At 53.2% G+C, this 16,417-nt stretch carries 15 protein-coding genes; 9 read left to right on the top strand and 6 right to left on the bottom strand.

Going from position 1 to position 16,417, the window contains the following annotated elements; genetic code table 11:
• Window positions 1-13: 13 nt before the first annotated feature.
• The gene (locus ACWAU0_RS11695; RefSeq protein ID WP_458136750.1) at window positions 14-214 is read right to left on the bottom strand and encodes a KTSC domain-containing protein; all 201 of its coding nucleotides are present in this window, start codon (window positions 212-214) and stop codon (window positions 14-16) included.
• A 153-nt stretch (window positions 215-367) separates the two neighbouring features.
• Here ACWAU0_RS11695 and ACWAU0_RS11700 point away from each other — a divergent pair, with 153 nt between their 5' ends.
• The 3 genes from ACWAU0_RS11700 (at window position 368) to ACWAU0_RS11710 (ending at window position 3,582) form a co-directional block, all read left to right on the top strand.
• Window positions 368-1,063 carry an SDR family oxidoreductase gene (locus ACWAU0_RS11700; protein ID WP_458136751.1) on the top strand — a complete coding sequence of 232 codons (696 nt, stop codon included), beginning with the start codon at window positions 368-370 and terminating at the stop codon, window positions 1,061-1,063.
• Window positions 1,064-1,326: 263 nt separating this feature from the next.
• Window positions 1,327-1,959: a carbonic anhydrase gene (locus ACWAU0_RS11705; RefSeq protein WP_171694331.1), complete on the top strand. Its 633-nt coding sequence runs from the start codon at window positions 1,327-1,329 to the stop codon at window positions 1,957-1,959.
• Between the two features lie 30 nt (window positions 1,960-1,989).
• Entirely contained in the window at window positions 1,990-3,582 is a 1,593-nt protein-coding gene (locus tag ACWAU0_RS11710; protein WP_458136752.1) for a SulP family inorganic anion transporter, read from the top strand.
• A 95-nt stretch (window positions 3,583-3,677) separates the two neighbouring features.
• Here ACWAU0_RS11710 and ACWAU0_RS11715 read toward each other — a convergent pair whose 3' ends face one another.
• Window positions 3,678-4,325, bottom strand: coding sequence for a hypothetical protein (locus tag ACWAU0_RS11715; RefSeq protein WP_458136753.1), 648 nt, complete (start codon window positions 4,323-4,325; stop codon window positions 3,678-3,680).
• Between the two features lie 143 nt (window positions 4,326-4,468).
• Window positions 4,469-5,368 (bottom strand): LysR family transcriptional regulator, encoded by a 900-nt coding sequence (locus ACWAU0_RS11720; protein ID WP_458136754.1) that lies wholly within the window; start codon window positions 5,366-5,368, stop codon window positions 4,469-4,471.
• Window positions 5,369-5,470: 102 nt separating this feature from the next.
• Between ACWAU0_RS11720 and ACWAU0_RS11725 the strand changes: the two genes are divergently transcribed.
• The 4 genes from ACWAU0_RS11725 to ACWAU0_RS11740 all read left to right on the top strand — a co-directional run bounded on the left by ACWAU0_RS11725 (window position 5,471) and on the right by ACWAU0_RS11740 (window position 8,836).
• Window positions 5,471-6,070: an FMN-dependent NADH-azoreductase gene (locus tag ACWAU0_RS11725; protein ID WP_458136755.1), complete on the top strand. Its 600-nt coding sequence runs from the start codon at window positions 5,471-5,473 to the stop codon at window positions 6,068-6,070.
• A gap of 27 nt (window positions 6,071-6,097) precedes the next feature.
• Window positions 6,098-6,979 carry a pirin family protein gene (locus tag ACWAU0_RS11730; RefSeq protein ID WP_458136756.1) on the top strand — a complete coding sequence of 294 codons (882 nt, stop codon included), beginning with the start codon at window positions 6,098-6,100 and terminating at the stop codon, window positions 6,977-6,979.
• A 25-nt stretch (window positions 6,980-7,004) separates the two neighbouring features.
• Window positions 7,005-7,793 (top strand): 4,5-DOPA-extradiol-dioxygenase, encoded by a 789-nt coding sequence (ygiD, locus tag ACWAU0_RS11735; protein ID WP_458136757.1) that lies wholly within the window; start codon window positions 7,005-7,007, stop codon window positions 7,791-7,793.
• A 125-nt stretch (window positions 7,794-7,918) separates the two neighbouring features.
• Window positions 7,919-8,836, top strand: a complete 918-nt coding sequence (locus ACWAU0_RS11740; protein WP_458136758.1) for a class I SAM-dependent methyltransferase — start codon at window positions 7,919-7,921, stop codon at window positions 8,834-8,836.
• A 128-nt stretch (window positions 8,837-8,964) separates the two neighbouring features.
• Here ACWAU0_RS11740 and ACWAU0_RS11745 read toward each other — a convergent pair whose 3' ends face one another.
• A complete protein-coding gene (locus tag ACWAU0_RS11745) occupies window positions 8,965-10,206 on the bottom strand; it encodes an amidohydrolase family protein (protein ID WP_458136759.1) in 1,242 nt (413 codons plus the stop codon).
• A 254-nt stretch (window positions 10,207-10,460) separates the two neighbouring features.
• On the bottom strand, window positions 10,461-13,016 hold the full coding sequence (locus tag ACWAU0_RS11750; RefSeq protein WP_458136760.1) for a TonB-dependent receptor: 2,556 nt from the start codon (window positions 13,014-13,016) through the stop codon (window positions 10,461-10,463).
• A 595-nt stretch (window positions 13,017-13,611) separates the two neighbouring features.
• Between ACWAU0_RS11750 and ACWAU0_RS11755 the strand changes: the two genes are divergently transcribed.
• Complete coding sequence (locus ACWAU0_RS11755) at window positions 13,612-14,100, top strand: TlpA family protein disulfide reductase (RefSeq protein WP_458136761.1); 489 nt, start codon at window positions 13,612-13,614, stop codon at window positions 14,098-14,100.
• A gap of 19 nt (window positions 14,101-14,119) precedes the next feature.
• On the opposite strand, the gene ACWAU0_RS11760 is transcribed toward ACWAU0_RS11755, so the two are convergent.
• Window positions 14,120-15,523: an amino acid permease gene (locus tag ACWAU0_RS11760; RefSeq protein WP_458136762.1), complete on the bottom strand. Its 1,404-nt coding sequence runs from the start codon at window positions 15,521-15,523 to the stop codon at window positions 14,120-14,122.
• 72 nt (window positions 15,524-15,595) lie between these two features.
• On the opposite strand from ACWAU0_RS11760, the gene ACWAU0_RS11765 reads away from it, so the two are divergent.
• Window positions 15,596-16,360, top strand: a complete 765-nt coding sequence (locus ACWAU0_RS11765) for an exodeoxyribonuclease III (protein ID WP_458136763.1) — start codon at window positions 15,596-15,598, stop codon at window positions 16,358-16,360.
• The last annotated feature ends 57 nt before the right edge of the window (window positions 16,361-16,417 follow it).

Consider the following 16,417-nt stretch of genomic DNA (forward strand, 5'->3'; position numbering starts at 1 on the left):
TCAAGTTTGGTTTCTAGCAGGGAAAGAGGTTCTGTAAGTGGCGCTTATAAAATCGGTTTTTGGAGCGGGCTTTCAAAAATGCGGCAAACAGGTGTTCGGGCACGTGGCAAAAATCCTGAGCTTGCCGGTCTTTGAACGACACCCGTAATTTATGGGTTTGTTCGTCGTAGCCGATCACGTCGATAGTGCTGGATTTAACTGATTGCATTTGCATAGTAGCCTCCGGGAATTTCATGCTAAAACTGTGTCGGTGAGGCATGGCTAAATACGAATAGTTCAATCGGCAATTTTACTGGCGGACCTGCTAGGCTTGCAGCAAGCGGTAGCGAGCCCCTTATTTTTCAATCACTCGTTTGGAGACGTAACGATGCAAACTGTTTTAATCACCGGCGCCAATCGCGGCTTGGGTCTGGAGTTTTGCCGGCAATATGCCGCCGCCGATTACCAGGTCATCGCGGCCTGCCGCAAGCCGGACCAGGCCGAACATTTGGCGGCGCTTGCCAAACAATACTCGCACATTCAAATCGAGACGCTGGATGTGGCGGATTTCAGCCAAATCGATGCGTTGGCAAGCAAACTAGCCGATCGCAAAATCGATGTCTTGCTGAATAATGCCGGCGTTTATGGCGATCAAGCCGGTCGCGGTTTCGGGCAACTGGATTATCAAACCTGGGCAAACGTGCTGGCGGTCAACGTGATGGCGCCACTTAAATTGGCCGAAGCCTTCCTGCCACAGGTGCAGCGCGGCGACAAACGCTTGATCGTGGCCTTGAGCAGCTTGATGGGTAGCATGACCGACAATACCAGCGGCGGCAGCATCCTGTACCGCTCCAGCAAGGCCGGTTTGAATGCGGCCTTGAAGAGCCTGTCCATCGATTTGCGGCCTTCGTCCATCGGCGTATTGATTCTGCATCCGGGTTGGGTCAGAACTGATATGGGCGGACCGAACGGCTTGATCGACGTTGAAGAAAGCGTATCGGGCATGCGTAAAGTGATAGCCAATTTCAGCTTGGCCGATAGCGGCAGCTTTGTTAAATACGATGGCTCAGCATTGCCTTGGTAAGCTTTTTGGCTTCTAAGTTTTCGCGTCTTAAATAAGTCAGTATCAGAACCACTGCTTAGGTCTGCATAAGCGGTGCGTATACCCCCTCAAGCTAATGATCATTAGTGATAAAAATATCGAATCGAAACGTTATTGCTTGCATAAAAATTTCGATTCGATATTATTTGTTCGGCGCCGATACGATCTTCCAATACATCGGTTGCTTAAGTGCGACGCCTAAGAATCGCATCGTTTACATCGCAACGACACAAGAGGAGGGGTTTATGCAGACTCCCAACAAATTGCTGCTGGAAAACAAAGCCTGGTCAGAAGCCATGACCGGTAAACAGCCCGATTACTTCATCAATATGGCCAAGGAACAACATCCGGAGTTTTTATGGATAGGCTGTTCCGACAGCCGCGTGCCGGTCGATACCATCGTTCATGCCCAACCCGGCGAAATATTCGTGCACCGCAATATCGCCAATCAAGTCATCACCACCGATTTTAACGGTTTAAGCGTGCTGCAGTACGCGATTAACGCCTTAAAGGTCAAGCATGTGATCGTCTGCGGCCATTATGGCTGCGGTGGTGTTGAAGCCGCTTTGCGCCAGCAACGCGGTGATTTGGCCATTGCCAACAAGTGGTTGACGCACATTAAGGAAGTATATCGCTTGCACCAAGACGAACTGGACAATTTGCAGCCCGAACGCAAACTCAACAAATTGATCGAGTGGAATGTCATCGAACAAGTGCAACGTCTGGCCCACACCTCTATCGTGCAATCGGCCTGGAAGTCCGGCCAAAAAGTCAGTTTGCGCGGCTGGGTATACGGTTTGCACGACGGTTTGTTGAATGAGTTGATACACATCGACGCCACGTCGCCGATTCACAACATCTACCAATACGCCCATTAAGGCTCCCAGTTATCCGCACGGAGACCGTCTATGAAAATGCAATTTAATGATTACCTGAAATATTTTCGTCAGGATTTCTCGGCCAGTATCGTGGTATTTCTGGTGGCCTTACCCTTGTGTTTGGGGGTGGCGTTGGCGTCCGGCGCGCCCTTATTCGCCGGGGTTATCGCCGGCATGATCGGCGGTATCGTGGTGTCCTTGTGCAGCGGTTCGCAGCTCAGTGTCTCCGGCCCCGCGGCTGGCCTGACGGTCATCGTCTTCAACGCCATCGAAACCTTGGGCAATTACAAGGCTTTTTTGTTGAGTCTGATGTTTGCCGGGATTTTCCAAATGCTGTTCGGTTTCCTTCGGGCCGGGGCGATTGCCGCGTTTTTCCCTACCGCGGTGATCAAAGGTATGTTGGCGGCTATAGGTATGATCCTGATCATCAAGCAAACCCCGCACGCCACCGGTTACGATGAGGGCTACGCGGCGGACGAGAGTTATATGCCGGATACCGCCGGTTCCAGCTTCATCGAGTTTACCCACTCACTGCACGGCATTTCGCCCGGCGCGACTCTGGTGGCTGGCGTGGCTTTATTGATCCTGATTTTTTGGGAAAGCGCTTTCATCAAACAATTTAATGCCTTGCGGATGATTCCTGGGCCGTTGTTGGCGGTGATTTGGGGCGTGTCTTTCAATGCCTGGGCCTTGGCTGCGGCACCTGAATGGTCTATCGACGTCAAGTATCTGGTGTCTTTACCGGAACTGGGCTCCACCAGCAATTTTGTAAACCAGTTGCGCTTGCCGGATTTCAGCTATCTCGGCAATCCCAAGATATACAGCATCGCGCTCACCCTGGCCATCATCGCCAGCCTGGAGACCCTGCTAAGCGTCGAAGCGGTGGATAAGCTCGATCCGCATAAACGGGTTTCGCCGACCAATCGCGAATTGAAAGCTCAGGGCCTGGGCAATTTGCTCAGCGGTTTGATAGGCGGCTTGCCGATCACGGCCGTGATTGTGCGCAGCTCGGCTAACATCAATGCCGGCGGTCAAACCCGGGTATCCAGCTTTTTCCATGGGGTGTTGTTATTGATCAGCGTATTGTTTTTCGCGCATTTTCTGAACATGATCCCATTAGCCTGTCTGGCGGCAATCTTGCTGCAAACCGGTTACAAGCTGGCGAAGCCGGCCATGTTTGTGGAGTTTTACCAAAAAGGTCTGAATCAATTTGTGCCGTTTGCGATTACCGTGTTCGCGATTTTATTTACCGACTTGTTGGAAGGTATCGCGATCGGCATGGTGTGCGGTATTTTTTTCGTCTTGCGGGCCAACTTCCATGCGGCTATTACCTTAACCCAGCATGGGCCCAACTACTTGCTGAGGCTGCACAAGGACGTGTCTTTTTTAAATAAAGCCTTGCTTCGTAATTATCTTGCCGGTATCGCCGACGATAGCGAATTGATCATCGACGGCGGCAAAGCCCTGTTTATCGATCACGATATTCTGGAAACGCTGAGCGATTTCCTGCAAGCGGCACCGGATCGCAATATCCAAGTGGAATTACAAGGTTTGGCCTTGGAATCTCGATTGCTTGAGCAGGAAGCCGTCTTCATACCCCGCTTGGCTGCGGCTGGGCATTAGCGGGAAACACGTTCATAGGCTCTGCGACACGCGGGCTTTGCATCAATCCAGCAAGATGCAAAGCCTTGCGCTCGGCGGATCCGATGCCTTACGAACTATTTTATGACACGCTGTTTTCTTTGCGTGATGCCGGCCAGTCCCAGGGCTGAAGCAAATAGCCAGACACTTGCTGGCAACGGGACCACGGACGCCTGTATGTGATAACTGTAACCCGCTTTTATGTTATCGACTGCCGCGAAGCCGTCAATGCTTATCGATTGATTGCTCAATGTTCCGGACCAAGAAGACGGGTTTAGATTCGGCATTGTTGCGCAGACTCCACCTGGAATACTGGAGCAAAGATCGGGGAGCACCAATGTCTGAAATGCGGTGTCGCTAGTCATGGCACTAAAAAAGCTGGGAAAATCGAAACTATGGGTGGCGCCGTTCAGCGTGACATGGGCGTTGGTAAACAAAATTCTGTTGGTGGTTTCGCTGTTTGTCGTACTTTGATAGCGTTCGACGTCAAATGAACCGGAGATGCTGAACGGTCCGAAATTCTCGGCAGCCTCGCCACCATAAGGACCGATCAATATGAAAGACGGTTGGTATGTAGCCGAGCTTGCGGCGTTGTCAATGATATAGTGAGTCGTTGCAGTCTTGATGAAATCCGAGCCGGCAACCACGGTTGCTTGTGCCGAACTGATCGCCAGCACGCCGCCTAACAGAAGGATGCCGCGTGAAATAGCCAAAGATCTAAACATGAATTTTCCTTAAATTGTTGAAATGACAGGCTTCCTAGCCATGCGTTAGGCGGCGGCGATTCTATAGGCACAGGTAATTTCAGTCAAACAAATAAGCTATGCGGCCAGGCGCTTTTGCCGTTTCCCCAGTTGCCGATTACGTCTCATGTAAAGTCTTTTAAATGCGTTTCCAAGAAATCGATAAACACCCGTGTCTTGGTCGGCATCAAACGCCGACCTGGGAACACCAACCAAGCCGTGGTTTGAGGCAAACACCATTCCGGCAGCACGCGCACCAGCTCTTGATTGGGCATGTAAGTGCTGGCGTAAGAATCCGGCGCGGCGACGATGCCTTGGTCCTGCATTGCCAGTTTGACCAGTAATTCCGGCGAATTGGCTTGGATGCGTACCGGCGGCATGCCCAGCCATTGTTGTTCGCCCCTCGTCAAACGCCAGGCCGGCGCTTCCCTATTACCGGCCAGCAGGCTTAGGGCATCGTGTGCTAATAATTCTTCAGGATGCTTAGGTGTGCCGCGTTTATGTAAATAGGCTTGGGACGCATACAAACCCCAGGTTTGCAGATTCAGGCGCTTGGCCGTTAAGGTGGCGTCGTCAGGCAGATCGCCCATCCGAATCGCCAAATCAATACTCTCGCTAAGCAAATCCACCCGCCGCGCGGATAGATCGATTTCCAAAGCAATGGCCGGGTAGGTATCGCTGAATTTGGCCAGTAAGGGCGCCAGAAACAGATTGGCAAAGTCGTTGGGCATAGAGATGCGCAGCACACCGCTGGGCTGGATTTGCCGGTGTTGCGCCAAGGCCATCGCCGCTTCGATTTCTTCGCCCACTTGCCGGCCATGTTGCAGCAAGCGCAAGCCAAATTCGGTTAGATTCAGTTGCCGGGTGGTGCGTTGCAGCAAACGTTCGCCCAGCTGTTTTTCCAGATTGCTGATGCGTCGCGACAGGGTAGATTTGGGCAAGCCCAGCAATTCGCCGGCTTTAGAAAAACTGCCGGCGTCGGCAATTTTGGCGAATAGCCACAGGTCGTTAGGTTCTATCTGCATTATTGTTCCTCCAGTGGAACAATGTTATCCATTTTCCGGTCTTCTGCCCAATATTATCCAGGCGTATAGTCAACCCAACTTCAACACCTTTGGGAGACTTAAATGAACATTCTACAAATCAACTCCAGCATCCGCGCCGAAAATGCCTATTCCAGCCGCTTGGCCGATAGCTTGGTTGCCGGCTTACGGCAGCAAGCGCCGACTGCACAATTGACCGTGCGCGACTTGGCGAAAACCCCGCATCCTTTACTGGATGAAGCGGCTTTGATTGCGCTGAGTACGCCCGCTGAACAACGCAGCGCCGAGCAAGCGCAACGGGTGGCGCTGGACGATGCCTTAATTGCCGAAATTCAACAAGCCGACATCCTGGTGTTGACTGCGCCGATGTATAACTTCGGGATTCCGGCCCAATTAAAAGCCTGGATAGACGCCATCGCACGGGCCAGAGTGACCTTCCAATACACCGCAAACGGCGTGGAAGGCTTGTTGAAAAACAAACAGGTGTATGTGATTCAAACCGCCGGCGGAAAGCACAGCGGCACCGAGACCGACAGCCAAAGCGCTTATTTGCGCACCGTCTTGGGATTTTTGGGCATGACCGATGTCACCTTTATCTACGCGGAAGGCTTGGCGATGGGCAACGATGCCGAACAACTGGCCTTGCAAGCCGCTGCTAACCAAATCGCCGCGTTGGCGGCCTGATCGTTAACCTTATATGGGAGATGAAAGATGAACGCAGAAACAGTTAAAACCGATGCGGTGAATCATTCTCGCAGTATCGAACAACTTGTGGTTGGTCATGCTACGTCGGATGGCGCCGGCGTGAAATTGACCCGCGTGCTGGGTCAAGCTTTGCAGCAACGCCTCGATCCATTTTTGATGCTGGATGCCTTCGGCAGCGATAAGCCTAACGACTACATCGCCGGCTTTCCCAACCATCCGCATCGCGGCTTCGAGACCTTGACCTACCTGATCACCGGGCGGATGCGGCATAGTGATAACGCCGGCCACCAAGGCTTGCTGGAAACCGGCGGCATTCAATGGATGACGGCGGGGCGCGGGATTATTCATTCGGAAATCCCGGAGCAAAAAGACGGCATGCTGGAAGGCTTTCAATTGTGGATCAATCTGCCTGCCGCCGAGAAAATGCAGCCGGCCGGTTATCGAGATGTGCAAAGCGAGCAGATTCCGGAATTGCTGACGACGAATGGCGTCAAGGTGCGGGTGATTGCCGGCAGCAGCCATGGCGTTGCGGGAGCAATTCAACGGCCGGATACCGAACCGCTGTTTCTGGATGTGCATCTGCCCGCTGGCGCCAGTTTCAGTCAGTCTTTGGTCGTCGGTCACAATGCGTTTTTTTATGTGTATCGCGGCGAGGTGGCGGTGGCAGAACGGTCGGTAGCTGCGCAACGCATGGCGGTGCTGAACAACGACGCGGCGGCGGATGGGGTGATTTTGCAGGCCAAGCAAGACAGTCGTTTGATCCTGGTGGCCGGCAAGCCTTTGCGTGAACCAATCGCTCAGCACGGGCCGTTTGTGATGAACACTCGCGAGCAGATCGAGCAAGCGATAGACGATTATCAATCCGGTCGTTTTAACGTCGCGGCTTAGAGGTAAACATATGGGAGTAGAGACGATGAATACGGCCAAGCCCGACAACCAAAACTTGCCGAGGATGCCGGCCTTATTCATCGGTCACGGCAGCCCGTTGAATGCGCTTGAAGATAACGTATACAGTCGGGCCTGGGCGGAACTGGGGGAAAATCTGCCCAGGCCCAAGGCGATTTTAGGCATCTCGGCCCATTGGCAAACCGATGGCACACGGGTTACTGCGATGTCGCAGCCACGAACCATCCACGATTTTTACGGCTTTCCACGAGCCTTATTCGATTTTGTCTATCCTGCGCCGGGCAGTCCGGCATTGGCGGCGAGGATCAAGGCGCGGATGCCTGGGATTGAGTTGGATCAGGACTGGGGTTTGGATCATGGCAGCTGGTCGATTTTGTGCCATCTGTTTCCCGATGCGGACATCCCGGTTTTACAACTCAGTCTGGATACAAAAAAGTCGCCGGAACAGCATTACCAACTGGGTAAAGCCTTACGCTGCTTGCGAGACGAGGGGGTGTTGATCGTCGGCAGCGGTAATATTGTACACAACTTGCAAGCGGCGATTTGGCGGGATACGGCCCATGACTGGGCCGTCGCGTTTGCCGAGCGGGTTAAACGCTTGATTGCCGCAGGCGATCACAGCGCCGTCGTCAAATACCGCGAATTAAGCGATGCGGCGTTGGCCATCCCGACGGACGAACATTTTCTGCCCCTCCTATACATCCTGGGCTTGCAAGGTGACGGCGAACAGGTCGGTTTTTTCACGGACAAAACCACGTTGGGCGCGATTGCCATGTTGTCTGTGCAAATAGGTTAACGGGCATGTAGACGCTAAATTCAGCTTACTTCCGCTGAGCGTCAGATATTCGCCGTTTGTGGTGGCCTGTTTCCGCATTCGGGCATAAAATCCGCCGATTAACCATTCTGTGCGCCGCCAGCAATATGCCCAACAATCAAATTCGCCGCAAGTCACCTGAACACAAAGCCAGCAATAGTGTCGCCGTTCCTGGAAATACGCTGCGTGAATACGCCGTTGGCTGGGCGGACTATGAATTGCTGGATGCCGGTGACGGCAAGAAGCTGGAGCGCTGGGGTGACGTGGTGACGATACGCCCGGAGATTCAAGCGCATTTCCAGCCGGGTTGGTCGTGGCCGGATTGGCAGGCCAGGGCGGATTGGGAGTTTGTAGAGCTGTCATCCACGCAAGGCACCTGGAAAAAATTGAAGCCGCAGGCAGTCGAACACTGGCAAATTGCTTATCAACAATTGCAGTTCGGCTTGAAACTCACCAAATTCAAACACCTGGGCTTGTTTCCGGAACAACAAGCCAACTGGCGGTTCATCGCCGAGCGGGTCAAACCGGGCGACAAACTATTAAACCTGTTTGCTTACACTGGTGCGGCCTCACTGGTGGCCAGGGCGAATGGCGCGGAAGTGGTGCATGTGGATTCAGTCAAGCAAATGCTGGATTGGACCCACGATAACATGGTGCGTAGCGGGCTGACCGACATCCAATGGGTACTGGAAGATGCCTTGAAATTTGCCAAGCGCGAACTCAAGCGTGGCAACCATTACGACAGCATCATCATGGACCCGCCGGCCTGGGGTTTGGGCGCCAAGGGCGAAAAATGGAAACTGGAAAATCAGCTGGACGAGTTGATCGAAACGGCGCGCGGCTTGATGAATCCGGGGGCGTTTTTAGTCCTGAACACCTATTCTCCCAAAGTGGACTTGCTGGATTTAGCCCGCGCTGCCGCCCCTTGTTTTGCTAAACGCCAACTCGAAATCAAGCAACTGTGGATGCAAAGCCAAACCGGCAAAGCTTTGTTTTATGGGAATTTGCTGCGGGCCATGGCTTAAAACCTTGAACAATTGCTGCGCTGTATTGCGTTTGAGCTAGCGCCTGCTTTATTGATTTGGGCCTTTACGGCCTGTTGGCCTTGGGCTTCACCGGCACAGAGAGAAAGGCATGCCAGACTTAAAATAGGTTAGCGGCTTTTCCGCGTAAAAAAAGGTCGAGTCGCAAATACACCGTCGGCAAAACGCTTACCCTGCCACGACAAACTGCGTTTCAACACAAAATCGAAGCGAAACGGGTGATATTCCTGTAGAGCCAGCAACGGTTCGACGGCATCGTCCGCCAGCAGGCCGGCTACGGCAAAAGCCGACGGCGAGATCAACGGCAAAATGCCGGTCAACGGGTAATCCGAGCCGTACAACAAGCGGCTATGCCAGCTGGTTTCCGTCAGCAGGGTTTTGATTACGCCCATATCGCGGTTGCGTAACACAATCGCCGAAATGTCACCGTATAGCCGGTCCTGCCACTGTTTATCGGCGATCAACTTGGCAAACAAATCAAAACTTCGCACTTCCCGGCCGTCTTCGTCCACATCCTTGCCCAATGTCGCGCAATGGGCAATCACCACCCGGACGCCGGCATCGAGCGCCCGCCGCAAACGCAGCGGATTGCCGAACAAAGGTTGGTCGGCGCCATGCAGCGCATTCTCTTCGCCGCCGTGGGTGATGATCGGGATGTTCAATTGTGCCGCCGCTTTATAAAACCGGTCGCATTGCGGCGAAGCCGGGTCTATGCCCATTGCCGGCGGCAGCCATTTCACGGCACGCGCACCGTTGGCGGCGGCCTGTTCCAGTACAGATGCGCAATCGGGGCGATAAGGATGAATGCTGGCTACCCATTCGAAGCGCTGCGGATAGGCTTGCGCCAAACGCTGAGCGTACTCGTTGGGGACAAAAAATGCGGTATTGGCATGATCCGGGTCGCCGCTGGCGCCATGCGCACGGTCAAACGCATACAACATGGCCTTGGCGCCCTTGGGCATGGTGTCCATCAGGGCATGTAAACGTTTGACGAAGGCGGTGTCTTGGTCCGTGTCAGGGATGCAAGCCGCATTGGCGTAAGCCCAATGTTGCAGGGTTTGCACCGGGTGCTTGAGCGGGGCATGCATATCCGGCGTTTGCGTAATGCCGCTACCGCCGTCGCCGGAGCCGATGATGTGCGTGTGGCAATCCCACCAGTCTGCCGGATCGATGCCTTGCCAAGCGGCGGTTTCCAAGGCCGAAGCAGGCGTACCGGCCGGATCGAGGCATGGGTTAGTTAAGCGAAACAGTGCAGACGCCGGCATGCTGCTGGTGACCAAGCCGGCAGCCGCCAGTTTTAAAAAGCGGCGGCGGGCGCGACTGGTAGCGGGCACGCGATGGTTTGATGTCATGGGCTGTTTTCTAGGTCGGATACTGTGGGGATAGGATCCGCAAAATCAAATGGGTTGTAAAGAGGTTGGGGCGGATTTTGCTTGGCTTGGTGCTAGCGCCATGGCCTTGCAGATTGGGTGATTATTAACCCGGCTCTTAAATTTCCTGTAAGGTGGAAGCCGTTAGACGGCTTAGGAGTTTCGCGCAGTTGCAGCGCTCCCGCTTTTGCGGGAGCAACGATGTGTAAAGGCCGGGTTAAAAAATTTCTTAGAACTTAGAAACTTATTGCGCCCTCAAGGAAGAACGTTCTTTGTGGATAAGGATGGAACACATAAGCCGTTTTGTCCGTCAGGTTGTTGATACCGAATGAGATGCGGCTTTTGGCAGGTTTACCGAGCAAATCGTATTTGAAGCGGTAACTGGTTTTGAAGTCCAGGAAGAAAAAACCGTCCTGCGAGCCGAACACATTGTTGACGTGGTCTTTGTTATCAATATCGTTGTAAGAGTCGCTGGTATATCGGCCGGCCATCGAAGTGTCCCAAGCCTCACTGATGTGGTAGGTTGCTAAAGCGTTAAAGCGCCATTCGGGTAGGCGAATCCGTTCTTTGCCGGTCAGGTTGTAACGGGTAAACGAGCCATTGGCTTCCTGGAAGTTCAGGTCTGGACCGCCGTCTTCGACAATGGCATTCATCCAAGTGGCGTTAAAATTTAAATCGAAGTCAGAATCAAGCACGCGAGCTTGGTCGTATACCAATTCTACGCCGGTGGTGCTGGTAGCAGGAATGTTTTGAAACGCATTATCAGTAAAGGCGCCGGACGCGCGGCGGACTTGCTGGATCGTGTTGCGTATATCATCCCGGAATACATTGACCCTTACGTAGCCGTTATCCAGCCCGTATTCGATCATGAAGTTATGATGCCAGCCGTCCTCGGGCTGTAAGCCGGCGTTGGCAGTGGTTCTGCTGGTCGCGTTTGTAATATTTTGATACATCTCGGCGATGACCGGGAACCGGTAGGCACGGCCAAACGAGTACCGAAACTTCCAGTTTGAGGGTTCAAAGCCCAGCGAAGCCTTGGGTGAAATGGCATCGGCACTGCGGTCCGGCAAAGGCGCTCCAGCGCCTATACCGCTGCTTGCCAGCCACCACTCGTAACGTGCGCCCAAGGTCAAATCCCAATCGGGCGCAAAGTGGTAGGCGAACTGACCGAACATGGCGTTGGTCGTCACCTCGCCTCGATTACGACTACCTACCTGTTCTGAGCCAAGCTGATTTGCCGAATAGTTAACATAACCAAATTGCTTGAAATCCATATTGTAGTTATCGAAGTGGTAGCCACCTAAAAACTCCAAGGGTTTCCAGCCTAAAAACTCCCTCGTGCTGAGTTTCAAGTCATAATTTTTCCAATTGAAGTCGTCAAAAACTTGCAATCGCCCGTTTCCACCCTGCGCATTGCTTGCATTGCTTACATTTATAGGGTCATCGGGAGAGAAGTTTGCGGATCGGCGATCATCTTTTATAACATCAAGATAGCTAAACGTGGTGTCGATGTCCCATGTGTCAGAAATAGCCCCTTTTACCTGCATGCCGATTTGCATGGTTTGCCTTTCGTCGTCTGAGGGACCAAATCCGCTATTTTGAACATTGAATGCCCGCCCAGCAAAGACTGCATCACGAACGCTGTTTGCAGCGTTGTTGTTATCGCCATAGTAGGCATTGCCGTTTGCAGTGGTCAGGTAATTACGCGGCTTTTCGGATTTACGAGTGCGCTCCTCGAATGCGCCGGTAAAGATGGCCTGCAAATCCGGGGTGATGTCGTATCCCACTTTAAGTTTAACCAGGTCGGTATTGACCAACTCGGGGCCGGTGTCGCCGTAAATGTAACTAGGCGTGCCGCGGGTGTCCAAAATCGGTACTGCGCCGTTTACCGCTGTTTGCGTGCCGTTGGGATTGCGCAAACCTGTATTATCGATGAAGTAACTCATAGGCTGGCTTTCCGCTTCCAAGCGGTTGTAGGAAAGCAGCGCAGACCATTTATCCAAACGATTGCCGTACGAGAAATATTGCCGGTTGCCGTCAAAGGTGCCGCCATCCGCGCCAATATTCTCCCAAGGCTGCACAAAGTAGCTGGTTTCCGCGTAGTACTCTTCTTTCATTGGCATGTGGGTTTTAAGGTTCACTACCCCGCCGATGGAGTTGCCGCTGTATTCCGCGGAAAAAGGACCGTAAACCACGTCAACCGCGTCGATTTCGTTTGGGCCCACCATCGACCAGCGCGGCGCACCGTTAAAAGAAGCCTGCAATTGATTGTGCAGCGGTAAGCCATCGGCATACACCATGTTTCTGGCCGTCGAGAACATGTCGGCCCCGCGGATGCCTAACACGCCGTTCGGGTCGCCGATATAACGCTGGCGTATCTGCAAGCTCGGTTGATACTTGACGGCTTCTTCCGTGGTTTGGGCATTTTGCCGTTCAATTTCGGCGCGTGATAGGCGGGTTGATGGCGAGGTGAAATGTGAGTCTTTCGCCACTTCACCGGTGATCACCATTTCTTCCATCACTTCGTCTTTGGTGCTACCGCCCACAGCAGGCGTTTCCGACGACACTTGTTTTGATGCTGTTTGACTATTGTTAGCAGTGGGCTGGTCGGTTGGCTTGGAAGCTTCTGCATTTTTTGCCGTATGTTTCGTGGCGTCGCCTGTACTTTTCTTCTGTGTTTCAGCGATGGCGACATTGCTGGTAATAGCCAGCAGAACAGCTGTAGACAATAAAGAACGCATCGGCAATCTATAAGACGCTGATTTATCAAGTGTTTCTGATTGATTTTTCACGTTTGATCTCGGTTGTAATTATTATTTCTGGATTATTGCGAAGTTTGTTTTAGCCTTCTGATCTACTCAATTTGAGCGATTTTCCGAGCTGGATCATGCTGATAGCTAACAGGTTTTCCGGATAAAAAATATTCCGAATTTCCGGCAAGATTGGGGCCAAGATTAAATGGCTTTGATTTTATTGATAAAAAATTAATAGTTGCGTTTTATATTTAATAAACTGTGTTATTTAACTGATTTTTTAGGTTTTTTTGGGCGATACGCCTTGCTATTCCAAGGTGTTATGTCTGAGACATAAACTTTTAAACAAGCGAGATCTTTAAAAAAAGTCGGATAGTTCAATAATTTGATAGGCGTATTGGTTTGCACAAGATTGAGTGGCTTAAAAAGATTAAACGATTCGTTAAAGCAGCCGGTAGGTAAAAGCAAAGTAATAAACTATGTTAAATGACTACATTGCTTGAGTTGAACCTGGGCCACAGCCACTTTATCGTTACCTCTGCCGTTTGGGCTTGAATGTGGTCTGGACTGGCGCTAAGGTGTTCCGTTTTTTGATGGCAAATTCGGCCCTGGCAGCTAATTTAATAAGGATACTATGAACACAAGAACCATTCTGGTTGGTCTAGCTTTAAATCTCATTGGCTGTAGCGTGGTTTTGGCGGAACAGCCCGAAATAAAACCCTTCACTCCCGGCAGCTATCAACAGATTTTGGCGGTAAACGCCAACAAGCCGCTAATGCTGGCAATCTGGTCGGTGGATTGCCCATCCTGCCTGAAGGACATGGACATACTGGGTAAACTGCACGAAAAACATCCGGCTTTGAAAATCGTCATGCTAGCCACCGACGACGCGGAAGCCTTGCCGGAGATCAAACGTATCATCGACAGCCATAAACTCGGCGGGCTGGAGAATTGGGCTTTCGCCTCCGATAATCCGGAAAAACTGCGTTACGAGATCGACCCGGCCTGGTATGGCGAATTACCCAGAACCTATTTCTTCGACGCTGGCCATCAGCGGGAGGGTAAGAGCGGGGCGATGTCGCTGGAAGAATTCGAGGCGCAACTCGGTAAGCTGAAAATGTAATGCAGCCAAACCCGGCCCGTCAGCCGTGGGGCGCGGGCTGCCGCAAACGGTACAGGCCATAAACCGCAAAGCCGATCAGGTTCCAGATCAGAAAATACAGCTGCGTAGTGCTCGGCAGGCTGATAAACAGATACAGGCAGCCCATTATCGCCACCGGTCCGGTGATCCAGACAAACGGTGCCGAGAATTTCCGCGGCATTTCCGGCTGTTGATGCCTGAGCAACAACATGCAAACCGCCACGACACAGAATGCCAGCAGCGTGCCGGCATTGGCCAGTGCGGCGATGTCCGCCAGCGGAAACACGCCGGCGATGAGACTGACGATCACGGCGGTAAACAAACTGGTGTTAATCGGCGTACCGCGTGGCGACACTTTGGCCAAGCCGCGCGGCAGCAAGCCGTCACGGGCCATCGCAAAGAAAATCCGGCTTTGCCCATAAAAAAACGCCAGCACGACCGTCGGCAAAGCGATCACCGCCGATGCCGCCAGCCAGCGTGCCGCGTTAGGTTTGCCCAACTCGCGCAAAATCAGCGCCAGGGGCTCCGGGCTGTCGGCGAAGCGCCGATAATCCAAGGCGCCCAGTGCCGCCACCGCCACCACGACGTAAATGGCCACGCAGATCAGCATCGAACCGACGATACCCAGCGCCAAATCGCGGTCGGGGTTACGGGTTTCTTCTGCCGCGGTGGCAATCGCATCGAAGCCGTAGAAGGCAAAAAAGATGATCGCCGCCGCAGCCATTACGCCACGCTCGACGCCGTCCGCGCCCAAGGTTTTAATGAAACCAAACGGCATAAAAGGTTGGAAATGTTCGGCTTGGAACAGCGGCAACACCACCGCGATAAATACCAGCAATGCGGTGAGCTTGACCACCACTAACAAGGCATTGACGCTGGCGCTTTCCTTTGTGCCGATCAGCAAAAGCATGGTGACAACCAGGATGATGAAAATCGCCGGCAGGTTGATCAACCCGCCGAGTTCCGGGCCTTGCATCAACTGCATCGGCACGCCCAAGCCTTCCTGCAACAGCGGCGCCGCGTAACCGGACCAACCCACCGCTACCGCACTAACCACCAGCGAATATTCTAAAATCAAGCTCCAGCCCACCAACCAGGCCGCCCATTCGCCGATGACGATATAGGCATAGGTGTAAGCGCCGCCGGTGGCCGGCATCAGCGTCGCCATCTCCGCATAAGCCAAGGCCGCGCAGGCGCAAATCGCCCCGGCAATCACAAACGCCAGGATCACCCCCGGCCCGGCCTTGGCCGCGCCAACCCCAATCAAGGTCAAAATGCCGGTGCCGACAATCGCCCCCACGCCCAGCGCCATCAGGTGCGGCCAGCTCAACGTGGCGGGCAAGCACTGTTCTGTCGGCAGGTTGTCCGCGGCCGACCAGGGTTTACGCTGGCGCCAATTGTTCATATCGCGTCCCCTTTGCGGCGCGCAAGCCGGTAAAATACCCAGTCAATTCGGTCTATCCCAATGGAACCCCACATGAAAATCATCTCCTGGAACGTCAACGGCATTCGCGCCGTGCAAGATAAAGGTTTTGCCGATACGCTCGGCCAACTCGATGCCGAGTGTGTGTTGCTGCAAGAAACCAAGGCCCAAGACGAGCAAGTCAGCAAGGCTTTGGAAAATATACACGGCTATCACCTGTACTCCAACTCCGCGGAACGCAAGGGTTATTCCGGGGTGGCGATATTAAGCCGGCAGGAGCCAATTCAGGTAGTGCACGACATGGGCATCGCCGAGCACGACCAGGAAGGCCGGATCATCGTCGCGGAATTCGAAAAATTTTATTTATTGAATGTCTACGTGCCCAACTCCGGCGACGGCCTGGTGCGGCTGGATTACCGGCAGACCTGGGATAAAGAATTTCTGGCCTATATGCAGAAACTGCAAAGCCAAAAACCGCTGATTGCCTGCGGCGATTTCAACGTTGCCCATCAAGCCATCGACATCGCCCGCCCCAAAGCCAACTACAACAAATCCGCCGGCTACACCCAAGTCGAGATCGACGGCTTCAGTAACTTCGTCGAAGCTGGGCTGATCGACAGTTTCCGCCATCTGCACCCGGATACCGTCGCGTACAGCTGGTGGAGCTACCGCGCCAATGCTCGCGCCAACAACATCGGTTGGCGGATTGATTATGTGCTGACCAGTCAGGCGCTGCTTGGGCAAATTAGCGATGCGTTCATTCTGCCGGACGTGTTTGGCTCGGATCATTGCCCGGTCGGCATCGAGCTGGTGCTTTGAGCGTTAGCGACCGCCAGCAGCTTTTAGAGCAACATCGTCAGGCCTTGCTGGCCTGTA

Source organism: Methylomonas sp. Uni0009, assembly GCF_054188105.3.

What these genes read in the sequence shown, in the direction of transcription:
- ACWAU0_RS11695 (WP_458136750.1), bottom strand. Translation starts at nt 214, where the DNA reads ATGCAAATGCAATCAGTTAAATCCAGCACTATCGACGTGATCGGCTAC.
- ACWAU0_RS11700 (WP_458136751.1), top strand. Translation starts at nt 368, where the DNA reads ATGCAAACTGTTTTAATCACCGGCGCCAATCGCGGCTTGGGTCTGGAG.
- ACWAU0_RS11705 (WP_171694331.1), top strand. Translation starts at nt 1,327, where the DNA reads ATGCAGACTCCCAACAAATTGCTGCTGGAAAACAAAGCCTGGTCAGAA.
- ACWAU0_RS11710 (WP_458136752.1), top strand. Translation starts at nt 1,990, where the DNA reads ATGAAAATGCAATTTAATGATTACCTGAAATATTTTCGTCAGGATTTC.
- ACWAU0_RS11715 (WP_458136753.1), bottom strand. Translation starts at nt 4,325, where the DNA reads ATGTTTAGATCTTTGGCTATTTCACGCGGCATCCTTCTGTTAGGCGGC.
- ACWAU0_RS11720 (WP_458136754.1), bottom strand. Translation starts at nt 5,368, where the DNA reads ATGCAGATAGAACCTAACGACCTGTGGCTATTCGCCAAAATTGCCGAC.
- ACWAU0_RS11725 (WP_458136755.1), top strand. Translation starts at nt 5,471, where the DNA reads ATGAACATTCTACAAATCAACTCCAGCATCCGCGCCGAAAATGCCTAT.
- ACWAU0_RS11730 (WP_458136756.1), top strand. Translation starts at nt 6,098, where the DNA reads ATGAACGCAGAAACAGTTAAAACCGATGCGGTGAATCATTCTCGCAGT.
- ygiD (WP_458136757.1), top strand. Translation starts at nt 7,005, where the DNA reads ATGAATACGGCCAAGCCCGACAACCAAAACTTGCCGAGGATGCCGGCC.
- ACWAU0_RS11740 (WP_458136758.1), top strand. Translation starts at nt 7,919, where the DNA reads ATGCCCAACAATCAAATTCGCCGCAAGTCACCTGAACACAAAGCCAGC.
- ACWAU0_RS11745 (WP_458136759.1), bottom strand. Translation starts at nt 10,206, where the DNA reads ATGACATCAAACCATCGCGTGCCCGCTACCAGTCGCGCCCGCCGCCGC.
- ACWAU0_RS11755 (WP_458136761.1), top strand. Translation starts at nt 13,612, where the DNA reads ATGAACACAAGAACCATTCTGGTTGGTCTAGCTTTAAATCTCATTGGC.
- ACWAU0_RS11760 (WP_458136762.1), bottom strand. Translation starts at nt 15,523, where the DNA reads ATGAACAATTGGCGCCAGCGTAAACCCTGGTCGGCCGCGGACAACCTG.
- ACWAU0_RS11765 (WP_458136763.1), top strand. Translation starts at nt 15,596, where the DNA reads ATGAAAATCATCTCCTGGAACGTCAACGGCATTCGCGCCGTGCAAGAT.